Here is a 24,726-nt window from a genome sequence, read left to right on the forward strand (position 1 = left end):
TAAGCAGTTATCCCAAATGTATCTTAATTAGCTGAGGGATTAAGCCATAGCTATTTTTTAATGCCTCTTTCGGTTTTACAAACGATTACAATAGCGGTAATAAAATTAAAGAAAATACCAAGAACAAACCAAAGTAAAGCACTTCGGCCTGTAGATTTAGCCCACCAAGCACTGAAAAAAGCAAAAAATAATACAGCCAATGCACTACGATTAAATTCCTCTTCTAACTTTTCTGTGTCGTAAGACAAGCTCGATAACTTACTTTCTAACTCGTTGACCTTTTTAGTTAATAGCATAATTTTTTCACTTTGCTCATTTTGTGCAGTGACTGTTTCTATAGGCTGAGCGTATGCCAATAATGAGCTTGCAACCCATATCATAATGCAGAGTATAAATTTCATTTTATTCCTTTAAATTATTTAAACTTAAACAGGTAATTAACCAAATTACGTTAATTGAGGTTGGGATAAAAAACCAGTATTTAAAGCTTTTCTTTGTTTATTAAAGCTCTTTCTTTAACTGCAGATTGGCGAATAAAAAACATTATTACGCAGCCTGCAATATTCCCACCTATTAATAAGTTGGGTATGGCTAAAATAGTTATTTGATTAACTTTTCTCTTATATACAGCCCATAAATGCCAAAAAGCATAACGGTAAAGGCCACCCACTGCAAAAGCTAAGGCATGCACACTTCCCTTTTTAAGAACAATAAATACCATCCCAGAAGCAAGAATTAGTAAAGTCCAGATAGTTGACAGGCAAAAAGCAAGACGCGACCCCATTCTTTTACTTTTATTCTATGAACTTGGAACTTTGGCTTCAAAAGCAGCCAAAAATAAAGCCCCTTGCGGGGCTTTAAAATGGTTCAACTTAGCGTTATAAAAGCGCCTTTATCGTAATAATATTTGACAGCTGCAATAAGAAACTCTTGTTCTACATCCTTAATTTGAGCATTCAAATTCTCAGAAACATCCTGTACATCACTTATTGAAAGAGCATATTTAAGGCCATTTCTTTTTGCAATTTCAGGATCATCATCTGGATCTTCGGTTTCTTCAGGATCTAATATCATGCACATCATTCGTTCATCCCAAACCGTATCCACGGCAGGTATGTATAATGCGTAGTCCCATGGTAATGTCTCGATCTTTAGTAACACTTTATCTAACGTAATTAAAATATCTGTACTCAATTTCTTCCTCCTCCCCATGTGCTCATACCACCAACACCTCCGGGATGCAGAGTTGACTGTACTGCGCCTGGGGCATTATGATGACTTCTAGGTACAAGCTGCATCACTCCAGGCTCAACTCCATGATGCCAGGTAACATTTTTAGTTGGTGCTTTCCTTGGATATGCCCCTCTTGCCCCCGGTTGAACCCCTTTCGTTATTCCTGGGTGCAAAGCTTCCATCATATTACCAAATACTGGGTCACTCTGCATTTGTTGATGTAAATTTTGATTTGCTTCTTGAAAGTGAGCTTTATCAGACTTTCCTGGATACATATTGTTAGATAATTTTGTTTCGAATGATACGGAGTATTGAGCGCTATTTCCTCTAGTAGCTAATGCTTCAGAAGCTTCTCGTGAAGCTTTAATAGCTATACCAGCACCACCCGGTACAACAGGTATCGCCAAAGCAGCCCCATCAGCAATCACCCCAAGCGCATCTATACCAGCAGCACCCCAATTACCATTCCACAGATTACCACCTAGTGAAGTTAAGCCTACACTAAGACTCGCAGCATCCCAAACAGATTCTGCTATTGCTCCACTAGGATCAGTATACTTATAAGGGTTATTATTAGCATAAGCATAACGGTTAAAACTATGTACATCACGGAATCCAACAGGATCATTCGAATAAAAACGACCTATGACTGGATCATAGTATCGTGCCTGCATATAACTCAACCCTAAGTCGGTGTCGAATTTATGCCCTGTGTACCCCACATCATCTTTGGGGGCTTCTATCGTTTCACCAAATGGACGAGCATGCTGTCGGCTTTCATCTATGCTTTGCGATGTTACATCACCATATTTAGCTATGAGTTTTTTACCTAAGTAAATATAGTTAGTACCTTCACCGGTTATGGTGTCACCTTTTTCTCTGTAAAGTAATGTACCTCCTTGGCTGTACATTGAATAACTTGTACCGTTGATGTCAGTTTGTTTTACTCGGCGATTATGCCCGTCATATAGGTAGCTATTTCCTTTTGCAGTGGTAAGTTGGTTAGCATGGTTAAAGTCAAGTGTATATGCGCCATTATCATTGATGTTACCTCGATCATCATAACCTATTGAGCCGTATTGGCCATTTACGCCATTTACTTTAAATAAGCGATTTTTAGCATAATCATATTCATAGGTGAGTGTTTTATTTTTACTTTTATAGTATGTGATGTTACCAAACCCATCGTAATGCATTTCACTCGAGCCGATTTCAGAGCCTCCAGTGGTGCTTGTTAGGCGGTCTAGGCCATCATATTCTAAATTCGTCAAACTATATTTAGGGTTTTGGTCATCAATGATTGAGGTAACATTCGCATTATTATCGTAATCATAAGTCAATGACATAACCGTACTAGGTAGATTACTGCCACCGGCGCCAGTATCTTTTAAGCGTTTTGGCAGTAAACTATCTGTATGTATTGTTGTTTCATGTTTTATACCGTTGCCATATGTAAATGATTTCAACAAACCATTTGCATAATATGTAGCACTTTTAGCAAAGCTTAAAGCAACAGTTCCACCATCATAACTTTGCGCTTCTGTTGGCTCACCAAAACTATTGGGCTGGTAATTTACAATAGTTCCATCGGGGTAACCTAAGTGTTCTAGCTGTTGTAAATCATTGTATTTATAATCAAGCATTAGAGGTGATTCATCCTCAACAAATAATTGTTCTTCTTCAAGAAGGTTTTGATTATTGTATTCGTAACGATGAACTACGCTGCCAGCTTCTAAAGTCAAAATGTTACCATTGTTATCCAGTTCGTAAATCACGTCTCCCGAGTTATCTGGGTAGTCAATTTTATGTAATTCGCCGTGACCATCATAACTAAAGGTGGTACTATTTTCTGGTTCTGAAATACGACATTCAGTATCATCAACTCCAGGTTTACTCCAAACTAATTCACCTAAAGCATTGTGTTTATAAAGTACGTTACCAACATCCTCACGAGTTACTAGGCATAATTGTTTATAATCATCATAGTAACGATTTTCATGAAAAGTTTTCAAGTTAGCATCGCTAGTATAACCATTTTGAGAAATTGAATTTACGTGTCCATAAACATCAACATCAATTGTTGTTGTGACATTTTCCGGTGATTCAATTCTAGTTATTACATCATAATTAGGAGAGCCAAATGCTTGAAACGAAGTAGTGGTAGCGTTTCCTTTTGCGTCGGTAACTTGAATTCTATTACCGGCTAAATATGCATAGGTGACTTGACCTAAACCACTAGTAGAAACTTCTTTAATACGACCAAACCCATCGTAAATAGTCTCTATACCATTTAAATTTATTTTTGAAGATGACCAAAATGATTCAAAAATCTTCTGGTTATTATAATCGTAGTTAAAGTTTTTATAACGCGTATCTGTACCATCTGTTTGAACAAGTTGTTTTAACCTCATCAAACCATCAAATATCTCGGTTACAGAGTAAACAGGCTCACTCTCGCAGCTACTTAGTTCAAGATCTAAATTACAATATTTGACAATCCGTTTAGGGCTTGTACCATCTGAATAGTCCCAAGTGAAAAATTTACCATACCAATCATTACCAAACTTTTCGTCATTAGAATAACTTACAGCTTGAATAGCACCACTAGAGTGGTATGAAAAACTCGTTTGGTTTCCATTTAAATCAGTTGTTCCTATTTCCCAACCATTAGCGTCCAACTCCTTTGACATAGTAATATGATCATCGCCATACCTGGCTATTTTTCTTATCGTTTTTGCTATACCAAACTTATAATCTGAAAATAAAACAAATCGATTTCCTTGGTCATTAACCGCATTATATTCCTCTTTTATTATATTTCCTTCCGAATCATATTCAGGATAACGATTTACCCATCTCCCAAACTGTTTCTTCTCAAACGGTAAGCCTAACCCATCATATTGCCCTTTAGCTGTTACATCATCATGGTAGGTGATCTCTGAAATAGTTTGATAGCTGTTTTCACTATCATCTTCAGATACCATTACTGATGTTGGCAAACCCAATAACCAGTTATCACCGGTTTCATGTTGGTAGGATAACAGTGTAAATTTTGTTTTACCGCTAAAGCTTTCTTCTATCTTTGTTGGCTTCCCATACAAGTCATCAGATTCAAAACTTGTACTATATATACCGCCATCTTGCGAAATAATACGTCCTTTTAATCTTACTTTTGAAGTTAAAGATTTAGCTATATCTTCTGGGAAATCCAAGAAAGTAAATTCGCCTATGTCTGCTATTAATTCATAGGTATAGTTTATTTCTTTTGTAATAGAATCTTCATTCTCCGAGTCATAGTTGGTGACAACTTCTCTCAATAACTTACCATGTTGAAATGATTTATCATCAGAAAAATATTTAATCGAAGTGTCCAAATCTCGAGTTGCTGTAAACTGGACCACGTTCTTTGAATTAAGGCTGCTATCTTTATAATCAAAAAACCATGTATTAGTATTATCAACACCATCATTCACTACTTTTGAATGTAACTTTCTATTTTCTCTATATGGATCGTTCCTCATACGATTAAATACTTTATACGAGTAAGATATTGTTCCCCCGCTTGGAAGGGTAACCATAGTAAGGAGTCTAGGACCATTATATTCGAAGTAATGAGGGTTACCTTCATCTCGATATGATTTCTTATCATCCAATGAAACTTCGCCATATTTATAACGCCAGACTTTTTCTCCAGATGTAACTTCGCTTAAATAATACCTTCCATCCATCGGATTATCATAATAGCCATATTCAATAGACTGACCACCATCAACTGCTATATTTTTGATTCTCTCATTATATCTGCTAGGTGTTGATGAGAAGTAATTTACATCTATATTTGTACCGTCACTACGATTTATTTTGGTCAACCTTTGCTCTATATAAGGAACTCTTATATGCGATGCATTATGTCCTATATCATTCTTTGGCATAAAAAAGTTGCCATGAGATTCATAATCATAGGTAATGGCTGTCCCAAAAATGTTATTTACTTCTGAAGCAAATAGAGTTGTATTTCCTGTATGATTAAATTGATGACTTAAGCCAATATGACTATAAATAGCTTGAACAACGTCTATTCTATATGTAAGACCTTTTGGTGACTTTACAACAAAGCCGTTACCATCACTCGTACATGTTGCTATCCAGTCATTAGTTGTAACCCATTTAGCTGATGGATAGCGAGCATCGTCTGTATTTTTGAATAATTGCTGAGCTGACTGGCCCGGTATTTTTAAAGTCATGCCTGACCAATATTTCTTAGCGATCTGTATTCCACCGCTATTTAATGTAGAAGCACGGCCATCACCAGGGTATGGATCGTTACAGATTCCCGTTCTAGTTGTACTAACATGATCTATCAGCTTATCGTATTCAGCTTTATCAGGGGTCGCACTCCATCCTCTAGTTATGCCATAAGGTACAGTTGGTATTATTATCCTTGGAATCTCCAGGCGCCAGTTGCTCATACTGCCAATTTGACCGTTAAAACCCCAGACTCTCTCACTTTGCCCAAAACTTCTTGAAATCAAAATGTCCATACCATTTCCACCAGGAATGTGCATGTCTATAGATTCGTAACTCAGCTGACCATTTATAGGATTAATATTCTCGCCTACACTTTGATACCCATTTTCAATAGAGTATTGTTCAGTAAACCCTTTGTAATCTTTTGCTGTTAAGCTCTCAACAGAGCTTGAAAAAAAGAGTATGACAAGTAGTGGTATTCCACATATCAAATTATTCATTTCTACTTAAATCCTTTATTTTGTCTCAGCCACAGGGCTACCTAATAGATCCGTGTGAACATAAATTATTCTTTTACCTGGCTCAATAACGTTAAATATTACTGAGCGTATATCACTATCTAAGTCGCCACTTTTGGTTGCGTAAGTACATACCTTTTTGCTTTTATTGATGTATATTGGATCAAAATATAAAAGCCATGGCTCTGATGAGTAACAACTCTTTTCTTTCTCAACTAGCCTAAACCATACTTGTCCTGAGCTGTGAGCTATTTCAAATGATGAGCCTTTTACTAAATCTCCACCATTTGGCTTAAAATACGGCGAACCTAACTTCACTTTACGTTTAATTTCTGGACTATATAAATAGGGTGAATAAGTAGTTTGATCTGTAGAATTATTAACCCTTTTAGCCCTTACTCTAAATTTAATTGTCGAAAACGGAAAAGAACTGTAGGTATAGTAATTATGTGGTGAGTTACTTATTAACCTGTATGAATTATTGTTCAGTTCAGATACTTCAACATCAATACTAAAACTAAAATGACCACGGCTACGCATATCGTACGAGTACAGACTTCCTTGAGGTGGGAGTATAGGAGATGGTACCGTGATTTCTCCTTCTAATGCCCAATCCCATGAAATCTTTAAGGCATCATTGTCTTGTACATATTTAAAATTAGTCGGAGCTGTTACCCCTTGGCTTGGAGGTGTAGGGGTTATAGGAATAGGATCTGGTGGATATACTGGCCCGCCTGTATAGGGTGGTAAATTAAAAACCCCACTGGCCTTAGCCCCTTCTGCATAAAACAATAAAAATAAACATACTATTAAAACTTTAATCTTCACACTTACTCTCTGTATACAAAAAAGAAACATAATAACATAAATAAGGTACAAAAAGTAAAGCGAACAATTACTTATAAACAATAAAACCTGTAGCCTAGCACTAAAAAACGAGCCTATTTTGGCTCGTTTTTGTTTTACTGATAGCTGACCGCTAAAAACTGACCGCTTCGCTATGATTCCGGCTCATACCCCAAATTAGGCGATAGCCACCTTTCGGCCTCTGCGAGCGTCATATTAGTTCGCTTGGCGTAGTCTTCTACCTGATCCTTTTGTACAGCGGCTACAGCGTAGTATTTTGCCTCTGGGTGTGAGAAGTACCAGCCCGAAACCGCAGCTCCTGGCCACATGGCGTATGAGCTAGTGAGCTGCATGCCAATGCGCTTTTCGGTATCGAGCAATTGCCAAATTTTCTTTTTCTCGGTGTGCTCTGGGCACGCAGGGTAACCTGGCGCTGGACGGATACCTTGGTAGTTTTCGCGAATTAGCTCATCGTTACCCAGGTTTTCATCGGGTGCATAACCCCAATACTCTTTACGCACTTGTTCGTGCAGGTATTCGGCAAAGGCTTCTGCGAGCCTATCGGCAACCGCTTTTACCATTATTTTATTGTAGTCGTCTTGCTGTGCGTCAAACGCATTGGCTAAATCGTCTTCTTCTAAACCGCCCGTTACTGCAAACGCACCAAAGTAATCAGGTGTGCCTTTTGGCGCAATGTAGTCAGCCAAACAATAGTTAGCAAAGTCGGTTTTTTCGGTTTGCTGGCGTAAATGGCACGAGGTGTTTAACAGTTCTTTACGGGTTTCGTCGGTGTAAATTTCTATGTCATCGCCCACGCGGTTTGCAGGGAATAAACCAATTACACCCAATGGTTGCAAACTGCCTGCTTTTTCAAGGTCGTCGAGCATCTCGTTAGCGTCTTTAAATAAGCTGCGTGCTTGCTCGCCAACAACTTCATCATCCATTATGCGCGGGTATTTACCAGCGATTGACCACGTCATAAAGTATGGGGTCCAATCTATATATTTACGCAACGTGGCGATTGATACATTTTTAAACTCAGTCACGCCCAGCTTTTTAGGCACGGGTGGCGTGTAGTTATCCCAATCAAGCTTGGCTGCGTTATCGCGGGCACGCTGTATGGTAACTGGTTTTGAACGTGGCTTTTTGCGCGCTTGTTGCTCGCGTACTTTTACGTACTCGGCTTTTGTTTTTTCTAAAAAGGCTGGTTTTAGCTCTTTAGATAACAAGCTCGATACCACGCCTACCGCACGGCTGGCGTTATTTACGTACACGACGCCTTTGTCGTACTGTGGCTCAATTTTAACGGCAGTATGCGCTTTAGAGGTCGTTGCGCCGCCAATCATTAGTGGGAGCTCAAAACCTCTACGAGTCATTTCTTTGGCTACGTGTACCATTTCGTCAAGCGATGGGGTAATTAAACCCGAAAGGCCGATTATGTCGGCTTTTTCGTCAATAGCGGTTTGCAGTATTTTTTCGGCAGGTACCATTACGCCTAGGTCGATTACTTCGTAGTTATTACATTGCAGTACTACGCCTACAATGTTTTTACCTATGTCGTGCACATCGCCCTTTACGGTGGCCATAACTACTTTACCATTAGTGGCGCCTTCTTCTTTTTCAGCTTCTATGTATGGGTCTAGGTAGGCCACTGCTCGCTTCATTACACGGGCTGATTTAACAACTTGCGGTAAAAACATTTTACCTGCGCCAAATAAATCCCCTACCACGTTCATGCCATCCATTAATGGCCCTTCAATCACGTGGATAGGTTTATCGGCAGCAGCGCGGCACTCTTCCGTGTCTTCATCTATAAAGGTGGTTATACCTTTAACAAGGGCGTGCTCTAAGCGTTTTTCAACAGGCCATGTGCGCCATTCTAAGTCTTCTACCCGCTCAGCTTGTGCCATGCCCGAAAACTTAGGGGCTATTTCTACAAGGCGTTCACCTGCACCTGGGTCGGTGTTTAGTATTACGTCTTCTACGGCTTTACGGAGTTCCTCAGGGATATCGTCGTAAACAGCAAGCTGGCCTGCGTTTACAATCCCCATATCCATACCCGCTTTTATCGCGTGGTATAAAAACACCGAGTGAATGGCTTCACGCACGGGGTTATTGCCCCTAAACGAAAACGATACATTAGACACCCCGCCCGACACTTTACAGTGCGGTAAGTTTTGTTTAATGCGGCGTGTGCCTTCAATAAATTCTACAGCATAGTTGTCGTGCTCTTCTATACCGGTGGCTACGGCAAATATATTAGGGTCAAATATAATATCTTCCGGCGGGAAGCCAATCTCTTCTACTAATATTTTGTAGCTGCGCGCACATATTTCGTATTTTCTATCTGCGGTGTCGGCTTGTCCGTCGGTATCAAACGCCATAACAACAGCAGCTGCGCCAAAGCGTTTAATAATTTTAGCTTGGCGTTTAAACGGCTCTTCGCCCTCTTTAAGCGATATTGAGTTAACAATAGCCTTGCCTTGAATACACTTTAAGCCTGCTTCTATCACTTCCCATTTAGAGGAGTCGACCATAATAGGTACTTTAGAAATATCAGGCTCTGAGGCAATTAAGTTTAAAAACTTAACCATGGCCGCTTTTGAGTCCAACATGGCTTCGTCCATGTTTATATCAATAACTTGGGCGCCATTTTCTACTTGCTCGCGGGCTACGGTAAGCGCTGCTTCATAGTCTTCTTCCATGATTAGGCGTTTAAACATGGCAGAGCCAGTTACGTTGGTACGCTCGCCAACATTGGTAAATACTGCTATTTGCTGTGTCATGTTGGCTCCTTAATTTAAGTTACAGGCTTCGAGGCCCGATAAACGCATGCGTACTTCAAGCTCTGGCAATTGGCGAGGCTTAACGCCTTCAAGCCCTTTTGCAAACGCGCGAATATGCGCAGGCGTGGTACCGCAGCACCCGCCTACTATATTAATAAAGCCCGATTTACCCCAATCGATAATTTCGGCTGCCATATCGCCCGCTTCTAGGTCGTATTCACCAAACTCATTAGGCAAGCCCGCATTAGGGTGTACTGAAGTAAAGGTTTCGCATACGCGCGACAGCTCTTCTACGTATTGGCGCAGTAAATCAGGACCAAGTGCGCAGTTTAAACCAATCGAAATAGGCTTAATATGGCGAATAGAGTTATAAAATGCTTCGGTTGTTTGCCCCGAAAGCGTACGGCCAGAGGCATCGGTAATAGTGCCCGAGATCATAACGGGTAATGTACGCCCAGCTTGCTCAAATGCTTCTTCTACTGCGAATGAGGCTGCTTTTGCATTGAGGGTGTCGAATATGGTTTCGATAAGTATTAAATCAGCGCCGCCTTCCATTAAAGCAAGAGTAGACTCAACATAGGCAGTAACTAGCTTATCAAACGTTACGTTACGGTAACCTGGGTCGTTTACATCTGGCGAGATAGAACAGGTTTTCGATGTTGGCCCTAACACACCTGCTACATAGCGAGGTTTTTCTGGATTTTTAGCGGTGAACTCGTCACATATTGCGCGCGCGAGTTTAGCCGACTCTAAGTTTACCTCACGGCTTATGCTTGCCATGTCGTAATCTTCCATCGAAATGGTGGTTGAGTTAAAAGTATTGGTTTCAATAATATCTGCACCGGCAGCTAAAAAGCTGCGGTGTATTTCTGTTATTAACTCTGGCTTAGTGAGGCTTAATAAATCGTTATTACCTTTAATTAGCACGTGCCAGTCTTTAAAGCGCTCGCCACGATAGTCTTCTTCTTCAAGTTTATGAGTTTGGATCATGGTGCCCATAGCGCCGTCTAAAATTAAAATACGCTCTTTGAGCGCTTCACTTAGTTGGGCTTGTTTGTTGGCGGCTTTATTATTCGGCATAGTTGTTAGTCCTCACATCTTGGCTAACTAAATTAATATCATACGGTGTGGTTTGATACACGTAGTAATTTAACCAGTTCGAAAAAAGTAAAAAAGCATGACTTTGCCATGTTTTTGAAGGTTGTTTGCTTGCATCATCATCGGGAAAATAGTTTTCAGGTTTTGGCGCGTCTGGGCTTTTTTGTAAATCGCGCTCGTACTCCCCTTTTAGGGTGTCGGCATCGTATTCCGGGTGGCCGGTTATAAATACTTGGCTACCCGATTTGTTTTTCAGTAAGTAAGCACCTACTCGCTCAGAGCCTGCTAATATAACTAAATCATCACATGCGTTTATTTTATTTATATCAATGTGCCCATAACGTGAGTGTGGCACTAAAAAGGTATCGTCGAAGCCACGGGTTAATGCACCATGTTTAAAATGACATTGGTGGGTAAATACACCACACAGCTTATTGGGTTTTAAGTCGCGCTTTAAGTTGTAGCTGTGAAATAACGCGGCATGGGCCGCCCAACACGAAAACAACGTAGAGGTAACGTGTTGCTCTGCCCAATCAATAATGATTTTTAGCTCTTCCCAGTAGGCAACATCTTCATACTCTAAATGTGCTAGTGGTGCACCTGTAACAATAAGCGCATCGTAGTTGTTGTTTTTTACCTCTGAAAAATAGCGATAAAACGTATCGAGGTGTTCTTCTGAATTATTACTGCTGCGGTGGGTGTCTAGGCGCAGCAGCTCTACGTTTACTTGCAAAGGAGAATTGGCAAGCAAACGAATAAACTGTACTTCGGTTTCTACTTTATTAGGCATTAAATTTAATATAGCCAAACGCATTGGGCGGATTTCTTGCGTTTTTGCACGGCTTTTTGGCATGACAAATACGTTTTCTTGGCGTAAACGTGCAATGGCCGGAAGCTCATCCTTTACAGTGATTGGCATATTTTTAACTCCTACTCATAAAAACTCGTGCTAATTATGAACTGAAAGCAAAAAATATCAACCTCTAGATGTATAGATGTCTAAATGAAATTTATTCATTATTAATTAAGTCTGTGGCAAGCAATGAGTTACCCCCTAAAAATAGGCTTAACTCACTGCATTTAAAATACTTACTTTTTAAACTACTCGTTATTACCTACTAGGACTAAATTTTGTTGAGGAGGAATTAAATACTCAGCGCCGTTTTTGGTAATCACAGCCATTTCTTCAACTGAAATGGTTTTAAACTCGGTGTTGTTTAAAGGCCAACTAAAAAAACCATCAAAGGCAAACACCATTCCTTCTTTTAGTTTACGATGTGCTGCAGGCCTTACTTGCGCACTGCGAGAACCCCCTAAATTTGGGCCCGTGTCGTGCGCAACATACCCTACTGGGTGACCGGTGCTCCATGGCACAGGCTCTGAGTTGTATTTATTCATTAATACGGTTTGAGCTTGATCCACGTCTATGCCTTTTACGCCGGGTTTCATGGCATTAAATGCGGCAAAACCACTGTCTCTGGCGTTAACCCAATATTGCTGAATGTTGGCCGGTGCAGAGGTTTCCCCTTCTTTAAGTACATAAGCAAAACGCTGAATATCACTTACCCAGCGATTGTAGAGCTTTACACCAAAATCAATTTGAATTACGTCACCCGGCATAATCACTTTATTTGTAGAATGCGAATGTCCGCGGTCTGGGCCTGAGTTTACATTAGGATTTTGGTCGGCAGCCCACGCGTCAGTTACGCCTCGTGCTTTCATTTTAGCTTTTAAAAATTTGGCTACATCGGCATCGGTGGTTTTACCTGGAACAATGGTTTTATAAGCCTCTAGTTGCCACGTTGCTGAAAGCATTGCAGCCTCTTTCATTATTTCAACCTCCGCAGGTAATTTAATTGAAAGCCATTGATAAACGACTTCTTCAGAAGATACGAGTTTTGCTGTGTGCTTTGCGCCTAATAAGCTCGCTAGTTGCTTGTATTGTGAGTGCGATAAGCCATCAGCCTGCGCGTTAAGGTCAGAGACATTTATTGCAATGCGCTCAAAAGGCTGCTTTTTTATAAACTCAGCGGCGTATTTTAACGCAGACACACTGCGTGGCACTGAGATCACTTTTTCATGTATATTTAGCTCGTCGAGTGCTTTTGCTTCGCTTGAAGGTGAGTAAGCAACTGAATGAAACGTCCCTTTATTGAAGTAAAATAAGTACGCCGCTGGTGACCCTGCGTTTTCACAGCCAATATGGTCGGCCAATGGGTCGTTGTTATTTTCTCTACAAACAATAAGCCAAGCGTCTACATTAGCCGCTTTTAAAGCGTTTGGCAGGAGCTGGGTTATTCTTTGTTTTCTTATTTCGGGCCAAGGTGAGTCTGCTGCATTTGCTTTGGAATTTATTGTAAATAATATTAGCAAAGCCAGTATTATTATTTTTTGTATGGTCATGAGTTTTTCTTATTTTTACTATGGTGTAAATACGTTAGCACACCCAAATAAAACTATACATTTAACAAGGTAAAACGATAAACAGATATTCCCACCCGCCATTCGTTGACTGTTTCACCTCTCAACAACTACAATACAACATTGAAATTTTTATTATTATTTGAAGGCTTTCCTCCATGGTTTTACCTGATAAGTTTATTTTCTCAATGAGTCGAGTATCTAAAGTTGTGCCGCCTAAGCGCACAATTTTAAAAGATATTTCGTTGCACTTTTTCCCTGGCGCCAAAATTGGTGTGCTTGGTTTAAATGGTTCTGGTAAATCGTCATTGCTACGCATTATGGCCGGTGTTGACCAAGACTTTGAAGGTGAGGCGCGTCCTCAGCCTGGTACTAAAATTGGTTACTTACCGCAAGAGCCTGTACTAGACGAAAGCAAAACAGTACGAGAAATAGTTGAAGAAGCTGTTGGCGAAGTAAAACACGCCCTTAATCGCCTTGACGAAGTGTACAACGAGTACGCAATGGAAGGTGCTGACTTTGACGCACTGGCTAAAGAGCAAGGTGAATTAGAAGCGGTTATTCAAGCTCATGATGGCCATAATATCGATAACGTACTAGAGCGCGCTGCTGATGCACTTCGTTTACCTGAGTGGGATGCTAAAATTGAGCACCTGTCAGGTGGTGAACGCCGCCGTGTTGCTATTTGTCGTTTGTTACTAGAAAAGCCAGACATGCTTATTCTTGATGAGCCAACTAACCACTTAGATGCTGAGTCGGTTGCATGGCTAGAGCGCTTCTTACATGACTACGAAGGCACTGTAGTGGCAGTAACGCATGACCGTTACTTCCTTGATAATGTTGCTGGCTGGATATTAGAGCTTGACCGTGGTGAAGGTATTCCGTGGGAAGGTAACTACTCTTCTTGGCTTGAACAAAAAGACGCGCGCTTACAGCAAGAACAAAAATCTGAAAAAGCACGTCAAAAATCAATTGCTCAAGAACTTGAATGGGTGCGTTCAAATCCTAAAGGCCGCCAAGCTAAGTCAAAAGCACGTATGGCACAGTTTAGCGAACTACAGCAATCTGATTACCAAAAACGTAACGAAACAAACGAGCTATTTATTCCACCTGGTCCACGTTTAGGTGACCAAGTATTAGAAGTGACTAACTTACGTAAAAGCTTTGGCGACCGCGTATTAATAGACGACTTAAGCTTTACCATGCCAAAAGGCGCTATTGTGGGCATTATTGGCGCCAACGGTGCAGGTAAATCGACACTATTTAAAATGTTAAGTGGCGAAGAGCAGCCAGATAGCGGTAGTGTTAACGTTGGTGAAACAGTACAACTAGCAACGGTTGATCAGTTCCGCGACGATATGGACGAAAGCAAAACAGTATTCCAAGAAATATCTGACGGACAAGACGTACTAAAAATTGGTAACTTTGAATTCCCAAGCCGTGCATACGTTAGCCGTTTTAACTTTAAAGGTAACGATCAGCAAAAGTTTGTAAAAGACTTATCGGGCGGTGAGCGTAACCGTTTACACCTTGCTAAGCTGTTAAAAGCGGGTGGCAACGTAGTGCTACTGGATGAGCCAACCAATGATTTAGACGTTGAAACATTACGTGCACTTGAGAATGCTATTTTAGAATTCCCAGGCTGTGTAATGTGTATATCGCATGACCGTTGGTTCCTTGACCGTATTGCTACGCACATTTTAGATTACCGCGACGAAGGGCAAATTAACTTTTTCGATGGTAACTATACTGAATACGAAGAGTGGCTTAAAAAAACCTATGGTGCAGAAGCAGCTCAACCAAAACGTATTAAATACAAAAAGATTGGTTAATCGCTAAATTAACTAAAATACTCTTAAAACCCTGCTTTTGCGCAGGGTTTTTTATAACTGAAAAACATCCGTTAATTTCGTGCTAGCATCTATTTAATTACAGGCTATGATTAATAAAAAACAATAAGGCAAAGTCATGCAAGAACGTCGTCAATTTTCTCGTATTTTATTTTCAACCGATGCACACATAATTTTTCAAGAAAATGAGTACCCATGTACCCTGCTTGATATTTCATTGCACGGCGCATTGATCAGCAAATGTGATGTGTTAAATGATCAAACAGAGAACGATGCAATACTGCGTTTTATTTTACCCGACAGCGAAATTGAAATAAAAATGGAGACAACTATTTGCCATATAGAAGCCAATCACATTGGTTTAAAGTGTAAGCATATTGATATTGATAGTATTTCCTACCTAAAACGACTGATAGAGCTAAACTTAGCGGACGATGAGTTACTTCATCGTGAATTAGAGATGCTTATTCACGACTCACAATAGACTCTTTAAAGTGAGTTGATTACCATAAGGCAAACTTTATAGCCTATGTGAACATGAACTTAAATCCTCATTTACCGTTAGTGTACCATCCAAACTACTCGTTTAGTTTTGATCCTAAGCATCGTTTTGCAATGAGTAAGTTTGCAAATTTATACGCACACGTTAAAAAACTAGGCTTAATTGGCAATAACCTCACACAGCCTATTTTAGGCTCTCCCGAGCCTTTAGAGCGAGTACATTGCGACAACTATATTCACGATTTATGGAACAACCGCTTAGACGATAAAGCCATGCGCCGCATAGGATTACCTTGGTCCCCCCAGTTAATGGCGCGCACTTTTACTGCACCGCAAGGTACATTACAAACCGCACGTTTAGCGCTAAAACACGGCATAGCCTGTCACCTAGCAGGGGGCACGCATCATGCGCACTTTGATTTTGGCTCTGGGTATTGCATGGTGAACGATCTTGCCTTTACCACCCAAACCTTGATTGATAGCGGTGAAGTAACTAATGTGCTTATTTTTGATTTAGACGTACATCAAGGTGATGGCACAGCCGCTATGCTTGCACATCAGCCCTATGCCTATACCTGTTCAATACACTGTGAAAAAAACTTCCCGTTTAGGAAGTCGGCCAGCGATTTGGATATTGGCTTAGCAAATCATATGCAAGATGCAGAATACTTAGCTATTGTTGACGATACCTTAAGCTACCTACTTAAAGAACTAAACCCAAGCTTAGTGCTGTACGATGCCGGTGTAGATATTTGGCAAAACGATGGCTTAGGTAAATTAGACATAAGCTGGGATGGGATTGCTAAACGTGATCATCTGGTTTTAAAACGCTGCCTTCAGCACAACATACCTGTGGCAACTGTTATTGGTGGCGGTTACGATAAAGACCACCTTCGCCTTGCGCAGCGCCATGGCATAGTGATTGAACAAGCAGCACGTTTTTAAAATGAAATAAAAACCCAATATTGTCGTTCTTATTGGCTAACAAAATAAAAGCGACACGTTTATGAAACACATTTTTGCAGCTATAACACTTATCCTTTTAAGTTTAGCAGTCTTTGCGGAGCAGCCTGCTCTCGACTCAAACCACTCTAAACTACCACCTTTAACATTAAACATGGCCGATGGTACAAATATAAAAACTCAGGAATTATTAGGCCAACCTTATGTTTTACATTTTTGGGCTACATGGTGTCCTTATTGTAAAAAGTTACAACCAGCCCTTCAAAAAATACACAACATGGGCTTAAACGTATTAGCTGTAAGTTTTAAAGAAGATGATAACGCCTTCCCCGCCAAAGCATTAACCAATAGGGGCTATACATTTAAAACCGCAATACAAGCCGATGAAATTGCGACACAACTAGGAATACGCGGCACACCAACTACATTGTTTATAAATGAAAATGGCCATGTTGTTTGGGTTACTCATTCTTCAAACCCCGATAATACAAACCTATATTTAAATGCTCGCACTTTAATAAACTCAATCAACTCAAAATAGGTGAATAATTTGGCCGGTATAATGCCTATTAAAATATGAGTTATATAAACTTTATACTACAATTTAAGCCTATAAATTAATTGGGGTTATTATGCGTTTAATATTTACTTTATTGTTGCTTGTGTTCAGTGCAACAGCGTTTGCTGAAGAAGAAAAGGTAGAACTTCCACCGCTAGACCCTAGCTACAATGCAGTTCACCCCATGGCCCTAGTTAATAGAGGGTCTTCCATCTTTGCTATTAATCTTCCATCTTATAGATCACCACACGACCTGCAAGTTGTTTACGAAGTAAAAAACTCAAATGTTGCTTTTTTAAGCTTTGTGAAAAATGCCGATATGATCACTATAAAACCGCAAAAGTTTAATATTCAACATTTAATGCGCGGGGACGAAATAACAATTACAGCCGACGTATACGAAGGTGATTATCGTCAAGGCGGTAGTTTAATTTATGAAGCCAAGCAGCTTGAGCTTGATAAGCAACTGTACGCCAGAGAACTCGATGAGCTAAGCGAATCTTCACAATGGCACGAGTACGATATGATTGAGTTAAACGGTACAGAGCGTATTTATGTACATAAAATTCAAAAAGCTCCAAGCTTTAACCACTTAATATTTGTGGACTTAGTTAATGCTTGTATGCAAAAGGTTCGCACATCAAAACGTGTTCCTCCTGAAAACGAACTCACCTACAAATTTATAAACTGTGGAACCTTAAAGCCTCTTTTTTATGATGGTGAAAGTTTACTTAAATAAGTTCGTAAACATGTTTAGCAATTAACTCAAGCCCTTCTCGCGCGGCATGAGTTGATTGCCCTGCAAATCCCAACCGTATATAACTTTGCTGTTTTGGAATTAGGCTACGCGCGGCTTCTTGATAATAAAATTCAGGCTCTGCTTGTATATAAACTCCCTGCATTTGCAAAGCGCTTTTTAAGCCATACACTGGTTTGTTTAAATTAACCCACATAGCCATACCACCATCAGGTTTTACATATTCGATTGGTAAGCCCTTTGATTGCATAAGACTTAACTCACTGTCCATTGCCTCGGCTCTTTGCTTGTAGAGCTTGGTCATTCGCTTTAAGTGCGTCTCAAAACTCCCTTCCTTCATAAAGTGCGCTACAGCTAATTGCATAACCACATCGTTTTTATGATTCATTAATTGTTTCCAGGCACTTAGCTGCGCAATAACTTCTGGCGGTGCACATATGTAGCCTATGCGGGCTGCCGAAAACATAATTTTAGAAAACGTAGAAAGGTAAATAACAATACCGGCTGGGTCATCTGCCGCCATAGGCTGTAGTGGCTGACATTTATAGTGAAACTCATGATCGTAGTCATCTTCTATGATCATCACGCCATATTTATAACACAGCTGATAAATTTGCATACGCCGTGTAGGCGATAAAGTTACGGTTGTCGGGTATTGATGTAGTGGAGTTAAGTACAGCATTTTAATTGAGTAGCGACTAAGTTGTGCTTTTAAATCGTCAACACAAAGACCATGCTCATCTTGTTTTATATCTACTAATTGTGCACCGCATGCCGCAAAAGCCTTACGAGCAGGCGGATAACCTAACGTCTCAACCGCAACAAAGTCATCTTGATTTATAAAAGCTTTTGAAATTAAAAACAACGCCTCCTGAGAGCCATTACATATAAGTAAATCAGTTACTTGAAGGTTACGTGCTTTGTGTAAATAGCTGCTTACTTGCTGCTTTAACTCACTTACTCCGCTTATATCACCATAGTGAAACTTACTGGTATCTACATGATTAAAGACATAACTTAAAGAGCGTTTAAATTGTTTATATGGGAAGCAATTAAGATCAGGAAGCCCCCCTGCAAAGTTATATTTGAAATCATTGAGGTTCATAGCAGGCGCAGGCACTGCTAACTCCTTGGCAAATTTATAGGGGTTAGGCGTTACAACAGGTACTTGCTTAGTATTAGCACTGCTTTGAATTGGTAGGGTTTGAGTCACCTTATATCCTGAGCGCTCATGAGACTCAACCCAGCCTTCAGCTACTAATAGTTGTAAAGCATTCATTATTGTATGACGGTTTAACTGGTAAGTTTGCGCCATTTCTCTGGCTGAACTGAGCTTAGTGCCTACCGCAATATCGCCTTTTATAATTGCGTTACGAAGTGCTTGCGCTAGCTGCAAATACTTTGCTTTGCGCTGCTCATTAAACTCAATATTAATCGGCTGCATACGCCCCCTTAATCTGGTATAGGTAAAAGTTACATTCTGGTTGTTTTTACCAACCCAAATAAGCGTACATTTGTTGCTCACAAATAGCAAAAATGGAGCCATTAATGTTTAATCTGCAAACACATAAAACAAACAAGGTCATTTTAGAGCCATTAAACCATAAGCACCTAAATGGATTATATAAGGCGGGCCAGCACCCTAATGTATGGCAATGGGTATTAAGCAATTACACTAAAAGCCCTGAAATACTAAAGGAATGGTTTTTAACTCAGGCGCAATTTAATAAAAACGAGCAAGTTGTTTTTGCCATTATTGATAAAAATACACAGCAAGTAGTGGGCACAACACGGTTATTTAAGTTAGATACACATAATTTAAGCGCTGAAATTGGTCATACATTTATTAGTAATGATTGGCAGCGTACTTACATAAATTCACATGCTAAATACTTATTACTTAATTACGCATTTGAAAAGCTAGGTTTAGTGCGTATTTCATTTAATACTCACGAGAATAATAAAAAATCACGTAATGCAATAACGCGTCTAGGCGCTCGTTTTGAGGGTGTGGCCCATAAAGATAGATTACTAAGTGATGGTAGCTTTAGAAGCACAGCAAAATTTAGCATAGTCGATGAGCAGTGGCCGGATATAAAATCACAACTAGAGGGGAGACTTTAATGTACCCAACGATGCATTTTCAAGAGCATAATAGTGAACGTTTGCAGGCTTTAGTTGAGCAATTTCCTCTAGCGAGTATTTTAACGTCCTGCTTGCACAGTGACTTAAATAATATATGCCAAGTACCTGTATTATATGAGCCATCACGTAATGTATTTATTGCGCACGTAGCAAAAAATAATCCGTTAACGCAATGTGATAAACGCTCTGTAAAATTACACTTTAATGGTGACAACTGTTATCTATCTCCTTCGTATAGTAATAATAAAACACTGCCAAGCTGGCTTTACTGCTCGTTAGAGGTACTAGCAAAGGTTGAAATAGTTGAGTGTAATAATCAAAAACATCATATTATGCAGAGACTAACATCGCATTTCGAAGAAAGTTTTGAGCCAAAATGGCAACTCAATAAAATACCAATCCAGTCGCGTGAACAGCTTTACCAGCGACTATGCTTTATAAATTTTAAACCTATTCATTGGAGCGGTAATTTTAAACTAAGCCAAAATAAGCCGGAGGGTATAAGAATGGAAATTAAGAAAAATTTAGTCAATGCTAATAAGCATTCTATTGCTGAGATGATTTAATTTACTTTATTATTTACACGTATTGCATCTTTTTAATGATGAAATAAGCATAAGTAAAGTAAAAATAAAAACGGCCCAAACTCAACAAAATTGAATTTAGACCGTTTACACACTAATAATATCTTCACACACAATATAAAGATTCTGGTTTTAGACTGCGTGGCAGTTGTAGGGAAATAAAAACAACCCAAGCTAAGTCACCACCGAACTTGAGTTGCCTTCCACACTGACAACATCTTCACACACAATATAAAGATTCTAGTTTTAGACTGCGTGGCAATTGTAGGGAAATAAAAACAACCCAAGTTAAGTCACCACCGAACTTGAGTTGCCTTTCACACTGACAACATCTTCACACACAATATAAAGATTTTGGTTTTACACTGCGTGGCAATTGTAGGGAAATAAAAACAACCCAAGTTAAGTCACCACCGAACTTGAGTTGCCTTTCACACTGACAACATCTTCACACACAATATAAAGATTCTTTGTGTTAGTAATACACTAACGAATTCTGGCCATTGCCTATAAACACGCTTTTACTACACTAGAGCTACTAATTAAGCCCTTAACTATGTCTATGGGTTAACTTTAGAGTTATTACTCAAATTTCACAAGCGATAAAAATAAACCTGATAGATGAAAAAAACTAAACTATAGACCTTAGTCTAATAGCCATGCTTTTTAGTAACTAAATATCTGCCTGTAAGGTACTAGATAAATCTTTATGTTATTGGGCATAAAACAACTCAACGCTTTAGCATAAAGCTAATTAAGTTATTGTTTTATAATTGTAATTTATAAATAAGCAAGTCTGTTTCTTATTAAATAAAATGAACTTTTCAAATTGAACTTGTATTAGCCCTCTAATAAACAGGCACAAAAAAAGCGCTATAAAAGCGCTTTTTGTTCTAAAAAAATATTTAAATTATTTGGTTTTCTTTCCAAGCTTGTTCCTTGGCTAGGCGTTTTTTACGCTTGTCACAAGGATCATCGCAATCACAGGCTTTGTCTATACCCACCGAACCTAATCCACCACAGCTACTCGCCATTGATTTTTTTTGCACGATCATACCTACAGCCATTGCTGTAACAATTAAAATTAGTAAGCCAAAAGTAAGAAAAAAAAGTGACATTGCTTAGCCCCTATTGATCAGCAATAAATTAAGCTCAAACTATTTTTGAGCAGTTGATATTATATACTCAACCTCTATGGAAATAAACCAGCTTTAAACACTTACAAGTAGGGTTCAAATGCAGGACTTGAATACGTAACTAAGCCATCAGGCGATTTAGCAATCAAATACACAGCCAAATTATTATCTTGTGCATAAGCTTGCGCTTTTTCCATCCCCATAACGGTTAATGCAGTTGCTAAGCCATCTGCGGTCATTGCACTTGGGTGTAATACCGTTACAGAAACTAGGTCGTGCTTTATTGGCATTCCCGTAAGCGGATCAATCAAGTGCGTGTAAGTTTCGCCATCCATAATATAAAAGATGCGGTAATCACCAGAGGTTGCAATTCCCATGCTGCCTGGTAACAAAATACGGTGCACTTCACGCTTACCAGGCTCTGCATCAGGTTGCTCTATTGCTATTACCCATCCTTGTCCATTCGGCTTTTCACCAGATATACGAAGCTCACCACCAATTTCAACCATGTAGCTAGTAATACCGCGGCTTTCTAATAATTGCGCAACTTTATCTATGCCGTATCCTTTTGCTGTTGCAGAAAATGACAATTCAAGCCCATCAACTGTTTTTGCTAAGCCTTGTTCATTTAAAACAAGCTTATCTACACCAATGTTTGCAATCATTGCCTGAAGCTCACTATCGGTTGGTCGGTTGGTCGGCTTTTTATCAGGGCCAAATCCCCATAAATCAATTAATGGTCCCATTGTTACATCAAGTGTATTGGTAGATTCACCGATCCGAATTGATTCGCTTATAACAGCCCTGAAGTCTTCACTTATTGGCATAAATTGATTTGCTGGCAAGCGATTAAATGTATTTATCTCCGAGTCTTTAATGTATGTAGACATAGACTGGTTTACGTTGACTAATACAGCATCTATTTGTTCTTGTATTTGAAGAGCAGATATTTCCTCTTGCTCGTCATAGTATTTAATATGATAGGTAGTCCCCATGGTTTTACCTTCTAAATAGGTTTCCTTTGGAACCGATTCTGCGCATCCAGATAACAGTAAAGTCAGCGTAATAATAAATAAGGCGATTATGCCCTGGGGAGTATTTACTTTGTTCATAACAACCCTACTTAATAGGTTAAAAATTAATAAATAATAATAAAAAAGCCTCGTAACACACAGTGCTACGAGGCTGATATTTTAACCAAAACTAATCTGTTTTGATATGCGTGTTAGCCACCGAAATCATCTAATAAGATATTTTCGTCTTCAACACCTAAATCTTTAAGCATATTGATAACTGCCGCGTTCATCATTGGAGGACCACACATGTAGAACTCACAATCTTCCGGCGCTTCGTGCTCTTTAAGATAGTTCTCAAATAACACGTTATGGATAAAGCCAGTATAGCCTTCCCAGTTATCTTCAGGTTGTGGATCTGAAAGCGCTGTGTGCCAAACGAAGTTATCGTTTTCAGCAGCTAGGCCGTCAAAATCTTCAACGTAGAACATTTCACGCTTAGAACGCGCACCATACCAAAAACTCATCTTACGCTTAGAATTTAAACGTTTAAGTTGGTCAAAGATATGTGAACGCATTGGTGCCATACCTGCACCACCACCTACAAACACCATTTCAGCGTCAGTTTCTTTAGCGAAGAACTCACCAAATGGACCTGAAATAGTAACTTTATCACCTTCTTTAAGTGACCAAATGTACGATGACATTTTACCACAAGGTAGGCTTAGGTTTCTTGGCGGCGGCGTAGCAATACGCACGTTAAGCATGATGATGCCTTCTTCTTCTGGGTAGTTAGCCATTGAGTAAGCACGAATTGTTTCTTCGTCTACTTTTGACTCCAGGTCAAAGAAACCAAAATGATTCCAGTCGCCACGATACTCTTCAGGAACATCGAAATCTGCGTATTTAACATGGTGAGCTGGTGCTTCTATTTGGATGTAACCACCCGCACGGAAAGGCACTGATTCGCCATCTGGAATTTGTAGCTTCAGTTCTTTAATGAACGTTGCTTTGTTATCGTTAGAGATAACTTCACAATCCCATTTTTTAACACCGAAAATTGACTCTTCAAGTTCAATTTCCATGTCATTTTTAACATTTACCTGACACGCTAAACGACAACCTTCGCGGGCTTCACCTTTAGAAATGTGATCAAGTTCAGTTGGTAGAATATCGCCGCCACCTTCTTTTATGTGAACACGACACTGGCCACAAGAGCCACCGCCACCACAAGCAGAAGATACGAAAATACCCGACTCAGATAGTGCACCTAATAGCTTACTACCTGCTGATGTTTTAATGGCTTTATCTGCATCGCCATTAATACCGATGATGATATCACCGCTTGCAACTAGTTTAGACTTAGCACCAATGATGATTAAAACTAGTATTACAACGATAGCGATAAAAACACCAACGCCTAAGAAAATATCCATGATTGACCTCGCTATTATTACAGTGAAATACCAGAGAATGACATAAAGCCAAGACCCATTAAGCCAACAGTGATAAAGGTAATACCTAAACCACGTAAACCATCTGGTACGTCTGAATACTTCATTTTCTCACGGATACCTGCAAGTAATGTAATTGCAAGCGCCCAGCCCACACCAGCGCCAATACCATATACAACAGACTCGCCGAAGTTATAGTTACGCTCAACCATGAAAGCTACCGCACCAAAGATTGCACAGTTAACTGTGATCAATGGTAAGAAAATACCTAATGCGTTGTATAGTGGCGGGAAGAACTTATCTAATGCCATTTCAAGAATTTGCACTAGTGCTGCAATAACACCAATGAAAGTTAAGAAACGTAAAAAGCTAAGATCTGCTTCTGGGTAACCAAGCCACTCAAGTGAACCTGGTGCTAATACCGCATGGTAAACCAAGTTGTTAACTGGTACAGAAATACCTAAAACAACAATAACCGCTACACCTAGGCCAATTGATGTAGTTACTTTTTTAGACACGGCTAAGAAAGTACACATACCTAGGAAGAACGCTAAAGCTAAGTTTTCAATAAAAACGGCTTTTACAAATAAACTAATATAATGTTCCACTTATCG

Annotated in this window: 21 protein-coding genes; 7 read left to right on the top strand and 14 right to left on the bottom strand. The window is 39.6% G+C overall.

What is annotated here, in order from left to right; translation table 11 throughout:
* Nucleotides 1-50: 50 nt before the first annotated feature.
* The 9 genes from CWB62_RS12040 to CWB62_RS12080 all read right to left on the bottom strand — a co-directional run bounded on the left by CWB62_RS12040 (nt 51) and on the right by CWB62_RS12080 (nt 13,132).
* Nucleotides 51-401, bottom strand: a complete 351-nt coding sequence (locus CWB62_RS12040; protein WP_058405012.1) for a hypothetical protein — start codon at nt 399-401, stop codon at nt 51-53.
* Between the two features lie 80 nt (nt 402-481).
* Nucleotides 482-691 carry a hypothetical protein gene (locus CWB62_RS12045; protein WP_058405011.1) on the bottom strand — a complete coding sequence of 70 codons (210 nt, stop codon included), beginning with the start codon at nt 689-691 and terminating at the stop codon, nt 482-484.
* Between the two features lie 176 nt (nt 692-867).
* Nucleotides 868-1,194 carry a DUF7716 domain-containing protein gene (locus CWB62_RS12050; RefSeq protein ID WP_138527502.1) on the bottom strand — a complete coding sequence of 109 codons (327 nt, stop codon included), beginning with the start codon at nt 1,192-1,194 and terminating at the stop codon, nt 868-870.
* Nucleotides 1,191-5,981, bottom strand: coding sequence for an RHS repeat-associated core domain-containing protein (locus CWB62_RS12055; protein ID WP_138527503.1), 4,791 nt, complete (start codon nt 5,979-5,981; stop codon nt 1,191-1,193). The genes CWB62_RS12050 and CWB62_RS12055 overlap by 4 nt, the downstream gene beginning before the upstream one ends.
* Before the next feature lie 15 nt (nt 5,982-5,996).
* On the bottom strand, nt 5,997-6,827 hold the full coding sequence (locus CWB62_RS12060) for a hypothetical protein (RefSeq protein ID WP_058405008.1): 831 nt from the start codon (nt 6,825-6,827) through the stop codon (nt 5,997-5,999).
* 170 nt (nt 6,828-6,997) lie between these two features.
* Nucleotides 6,998-9,631: a methionine synthase gene (gene metH, locus CWB62_RS12065; protein ID WP_058405007.1), complete on the bottom strand. Its 2,634-nt coding sequence runs from the start codon at nt 9,629-9,631 to the stop codon at nt 6,998-7,000.
* 9 nt (nt 9,632-9,640) lie between these two features.
* Complete coding sequence (locus tag CWB62_RS18755; RefSeq protein WP_138527504.1) at nt 9,641-10,711, bottom strand: homocysteine S-methyltransferase family protein; 1,071 nt, start codon at nt 10,709-10,711, stop codon at nt 9,641-9,643.
* Nucleotides 10,701-11,648 (bottom strand): homoserine O-acetyltransferase MetA, encoded by a 948-nt coding sequence (metA, locus tag CWB62_RS12075; RefSeq protein ID WP_058405005.1) that lies wholly within the window; start codon nt 11,646-11,648, stop codon nt 10,701-10,703. Before metA ends, CWB62_RS18755 begins: the two co-directional genes overlap by 11 nt.
* A 182-nt stretch (nt 11,649-11,830) precedes the next feature.
* The gene (locus tag CWB62_RS12080; protein WP_058405004.1) at nt 11,831-13,132 is read right to left on the bottom strand and encodes a M24 family metallopeptidase; all 1,302 of its coding nucleotides are present in this window, start codon (nt 13,130-13,132) and stop codon (nt 11,831-11,833) included.
* Between the two features lie 176 nt (nt 13,133-13,308).
* Between CWB62_RS12080 and ettA the strand changes: the two genes are divergently transcribed.
* The 5 genes from ettA (at nt 13,309) to CWB62_RS12105 (ending at nt 17,762) form a co-directional block, all read left to right on the top strand.
* Entirely contained in the window at nt 13,309-14,982 is a 1,674-nt protein-coding gene (gene ettA, locus CWB62_RS12085; protein ID WP_006791482.1) for an energy-dependent translational throttle protein EttA, read from the top strand.
* 136 nt (nt 14,983-15,118) lie between these two features.
* Complete coding sequence (locus tag CWB62_RS12090; RefSeq protein WP_058552192.1) at nt 15,119-15,484, top strand: PilZ domain-containing protein; 366 nt, start codon at nt 15,119-15,121, stop codon at nt 15,482-15,484.
* Between the two features lie 53 nt (nt 15,485-15,537).
* Nucleotides 15,538-16,446 carry a histone deacetylase family protein gene (locus CWB62_RS12095; RefSeq protein ID WP_058405002.1) on the top strand — a complete coding sequence of 303 codons (909 nt, stop codon included), beginning with the start codon at nt 15,538-15,540 and terminating at the stop codon, nt 16,444-16,446.
* 61 nt (nt 16,447-16,507) lie between these two features.
* On the top strand, nt 16,508-17,005 hold the full coding sequence (locus CWB62_RS12100; protein ID WP_058405001.1) for a TlpA disulfide reductase family protein: 498 nt from the start codon (nt 16,508-16,510) through the stop codon (nt 17,003-17,005).
* A 91-nt stretch (nt 17,006-17,096) separates the two neighbouring features.
* Nucleotides 17,097-17,762 (top strand): hypothetical protein, encoded by a 666-nt coding sequence (locus tag CWB62_RS12105; RefSeq protein WP_058405000.1) that lies wholly within the window; start codon nt 17,097-17,099, stop codon nt 17,760-17,762.
* On the opposite strand, the gene pdxR is transcribed toward CWB62_RS12105, so the two are convergent.
* Nucleotides 17,755-19,224, bottom strand: a complete 1,470-nt coding sequence (gene pdxR, locus CWB62_RS12110) for a MocR-like pyridoxine biosynthesis transcription factor PdxR (protein WP_058404999.1) — start codon at nt 19,222-19,224, stop codon at nt 17,755-17,757. The two genes, CWB62_RS12105 and pdxR, sit on opposite strands and share 8 nt — an antisense overlap.
* Nucleotides 19,225-19,328: 104 nt before the next feature.
* Between pdxR and CWB62_RS12115 the strand changes: the two genes are divergently transcribed.
* Together CWB62_RS12115 and CWB62_RS12120 are read left to right on the top strand one after the other, a co-directional pair.
* Entirely contained in the window at nt 19,329-19,904 is a 576-nt protein-coding gene (locus tag CWB62_RS12115) for a GNAT family N-acetyltransferase (protein ID WP_058405101.1), read from the top strand.
* Nucleotides 19,904-20,491, top strand: a complete 588-nt coding sequence (locus CWB62_RS12120; RefSeq protein WP_058404998.1) for an FMN-binding negative transcriptional regulator — start codon at nt 19,904-19,906, stop codon at nt 20,489-20,491. The genes CWB62_RS12115 and CWB62_RS12120 overlap by 1 nt, the downstream gene beginning before the upstream one ends.
* Nucleotides 20,492-21,414: 923 nt before the next feature.
* Here the strand turns inward: CWB62_RS12120 and nqrM are convergent.
* The 4 genes from nqrM to nqrE form a co-directional block, all read right to left on the bottom strand.
* Nucleotides 21,415-21,627 (bottom strand): (Na+)-NQR maturation NqrM, encoded by a 213-nt coding sequence (gene nqrM / locus CWB62_RS12125; RefSeq protein ID WP_058404997.1) that lies wholly within the window; start codon nt 21,625-21,627, stop codon nt 21,415-21,417.
* A 101-nt stretch (nt 21,628-21,728) separates the two neighbouring features.
* Nucleotides 21,729-22,757 carry an FAD:protein FMN transferase gene (locus CWB62_RS12130; protein WP_138527567.1) on the bottom strand — a complete coding sequence of 343 codons (1,029 nt, stop codon included), beginning with the start codon at nt 22,755-22,757 and terminating at the stop codon, nt 21,729-21,731.
* Between the two features lie 113 nt (nt 22,758-22,870).
* Nucleotides 22,871-24,094, bottom strand: a complete 1,224-nt coding sequence (gene nqrF, locus CWB62_RS12135; protein WP_058552184.1) for an NADH:ubiquinone reductase (Na(+)-transporting) subunit F — start codon at nt 24,092-24,094, stop codon at nt 22,871-22,873.
* Between the two features lie 17 nt (nt 24,095-24,111).
* Nucleotides 24,112-24,720 (bottom strand): NADH:ubiquinone reductase (Na(+)-transporting) subunit E, encoded by a 609-nt coding sequence (gene nqrE, locus CWB62_RS12140; protein ID WP_006791490.1) that lies wholly within the window; start codon nt 24,718-24,720, stop codon nt 24,112-24,114.
* Nucleotides 24,721-24,726: the final 6 nt, after the last annotated feature.

This window comes from Pseudoalteromonas sp. S408 (assembly GCF_005886645.1).
Taxonomy (GTDB): domain Bacteria; phylum Pseudomonadota; class Gammaproteobacteria; order Enterobacterales; family Alteromonadaceae; genus Pseudoalteromonas.

Coding starts and splice junctions, on each gene's coding strand:
- CWB62_RS12040 (WP_058405012.1), bottom strand. CDS start 401: ATGAAATTTATACTCTGCATTATGATATGGGTTGCAAGCTCATTATTG.
- CWB62_RS12055 (WP_138527503.1), bottom strand. CDS start 5,981: ATGAATAATTTGATATGTGGAATACCACTACTTGTCATACTCTTTTTT.
- metH (WP_058405007.1), bottom strand. CDS start 9,631: ATGACACAGCAAATAGCAGTATTTACCAATGTTGGCGAGCGTACCAAC.
- CWB62_RS18755 (WP_138527504.1), bottom strand. CDS start 10,711: ATGCCGAATAATAAAGCCGCCAACAAACAAGCCCAACTAAGTGAAGCG.
- metA (WP_058405005.1), bottom strand. CDS start 11,648: ATGCCAATCACTGTAAAGGATGAGCTTCCGGCCATTGCACGTTTACGC.
- CWB62_RS12080 (WP_058405004.1), bottom strand. CDS start 13,132: ATGACCATACAAAAAATAATAATACTGGCTTTGCTAATATTATTTACA.
- ettA (WP_006791482.1), top strand. CDS start 13,309: ATGGTTTTACCTGATAAGTTTATTTTCTCAATGAGTCGAGTATCTAAA.
- CWB62_RS12090 (WP_058552192.1), top strand. CDS start 15,119: ATGCAAGAACGTCGTCAATTTTCTCGTATTTTATTTTCAACCGATGCA.
- CWB62_RS12095 (WP_058405002.1), top strand. CDS start 15,538: ATGAACTTAAATCCTCATTTACCGTTAGTGTACCATCCAAACTACTCG.
- CWB62_RS12100 (WP_058405001.1), top strand. CDS start 16,508: ATGAAACACATTTTTGCAGCTATAACACTTATCCTTTTAAGTTTAGCA.
- CWB62_RS12105 (WP_058405000.1), top strand. CDS start 17,097: ATGCGTTTAATATTTACTTTATTGTTGCTTGTGTTCAGTGCAACAGCG.
- pdxR (WP_058404999.1), bottom strand. CDS start 19,224: ATGCAGCCGATTAATATTGAGTTTAATGAGCAGCGCAAAGCAAAGTAT.
- CWB62_RS12115 (WP_058405101.1), top strand. CDS start 19,329: ATGTTTAATCTGCAAACACATAAAACAAACAAGGTCATTTTAGAGCCA.
- CWB62_RS12120 (WP_058404998.1), top strand. CDS start 19,904: ATGTACCCAACGATGCATTTTCAAGAGCATAATAGTGAACGTTTGCAG.
- nqrM (WP_058404997.1), bottom strand. CDS start 21,627: ATGTCACTTTTTTTTCTTACTTTTGGCTTACTAATTTTAATTGTTACA.
- CWB62_RS12130 (WP_138527567.1), bottom strand. CDS start 22,757: ATGAACAAAGTAAATACTCCCCAGGGCATAATCGCCTTATTTATTATT.
- nqrF (WP_058552184.1), bottom strand. CDS start 24,094: ATGGATATTTTCTTAGGCGTTGGTGTTTTTATCGCTATCGTTGTAATA.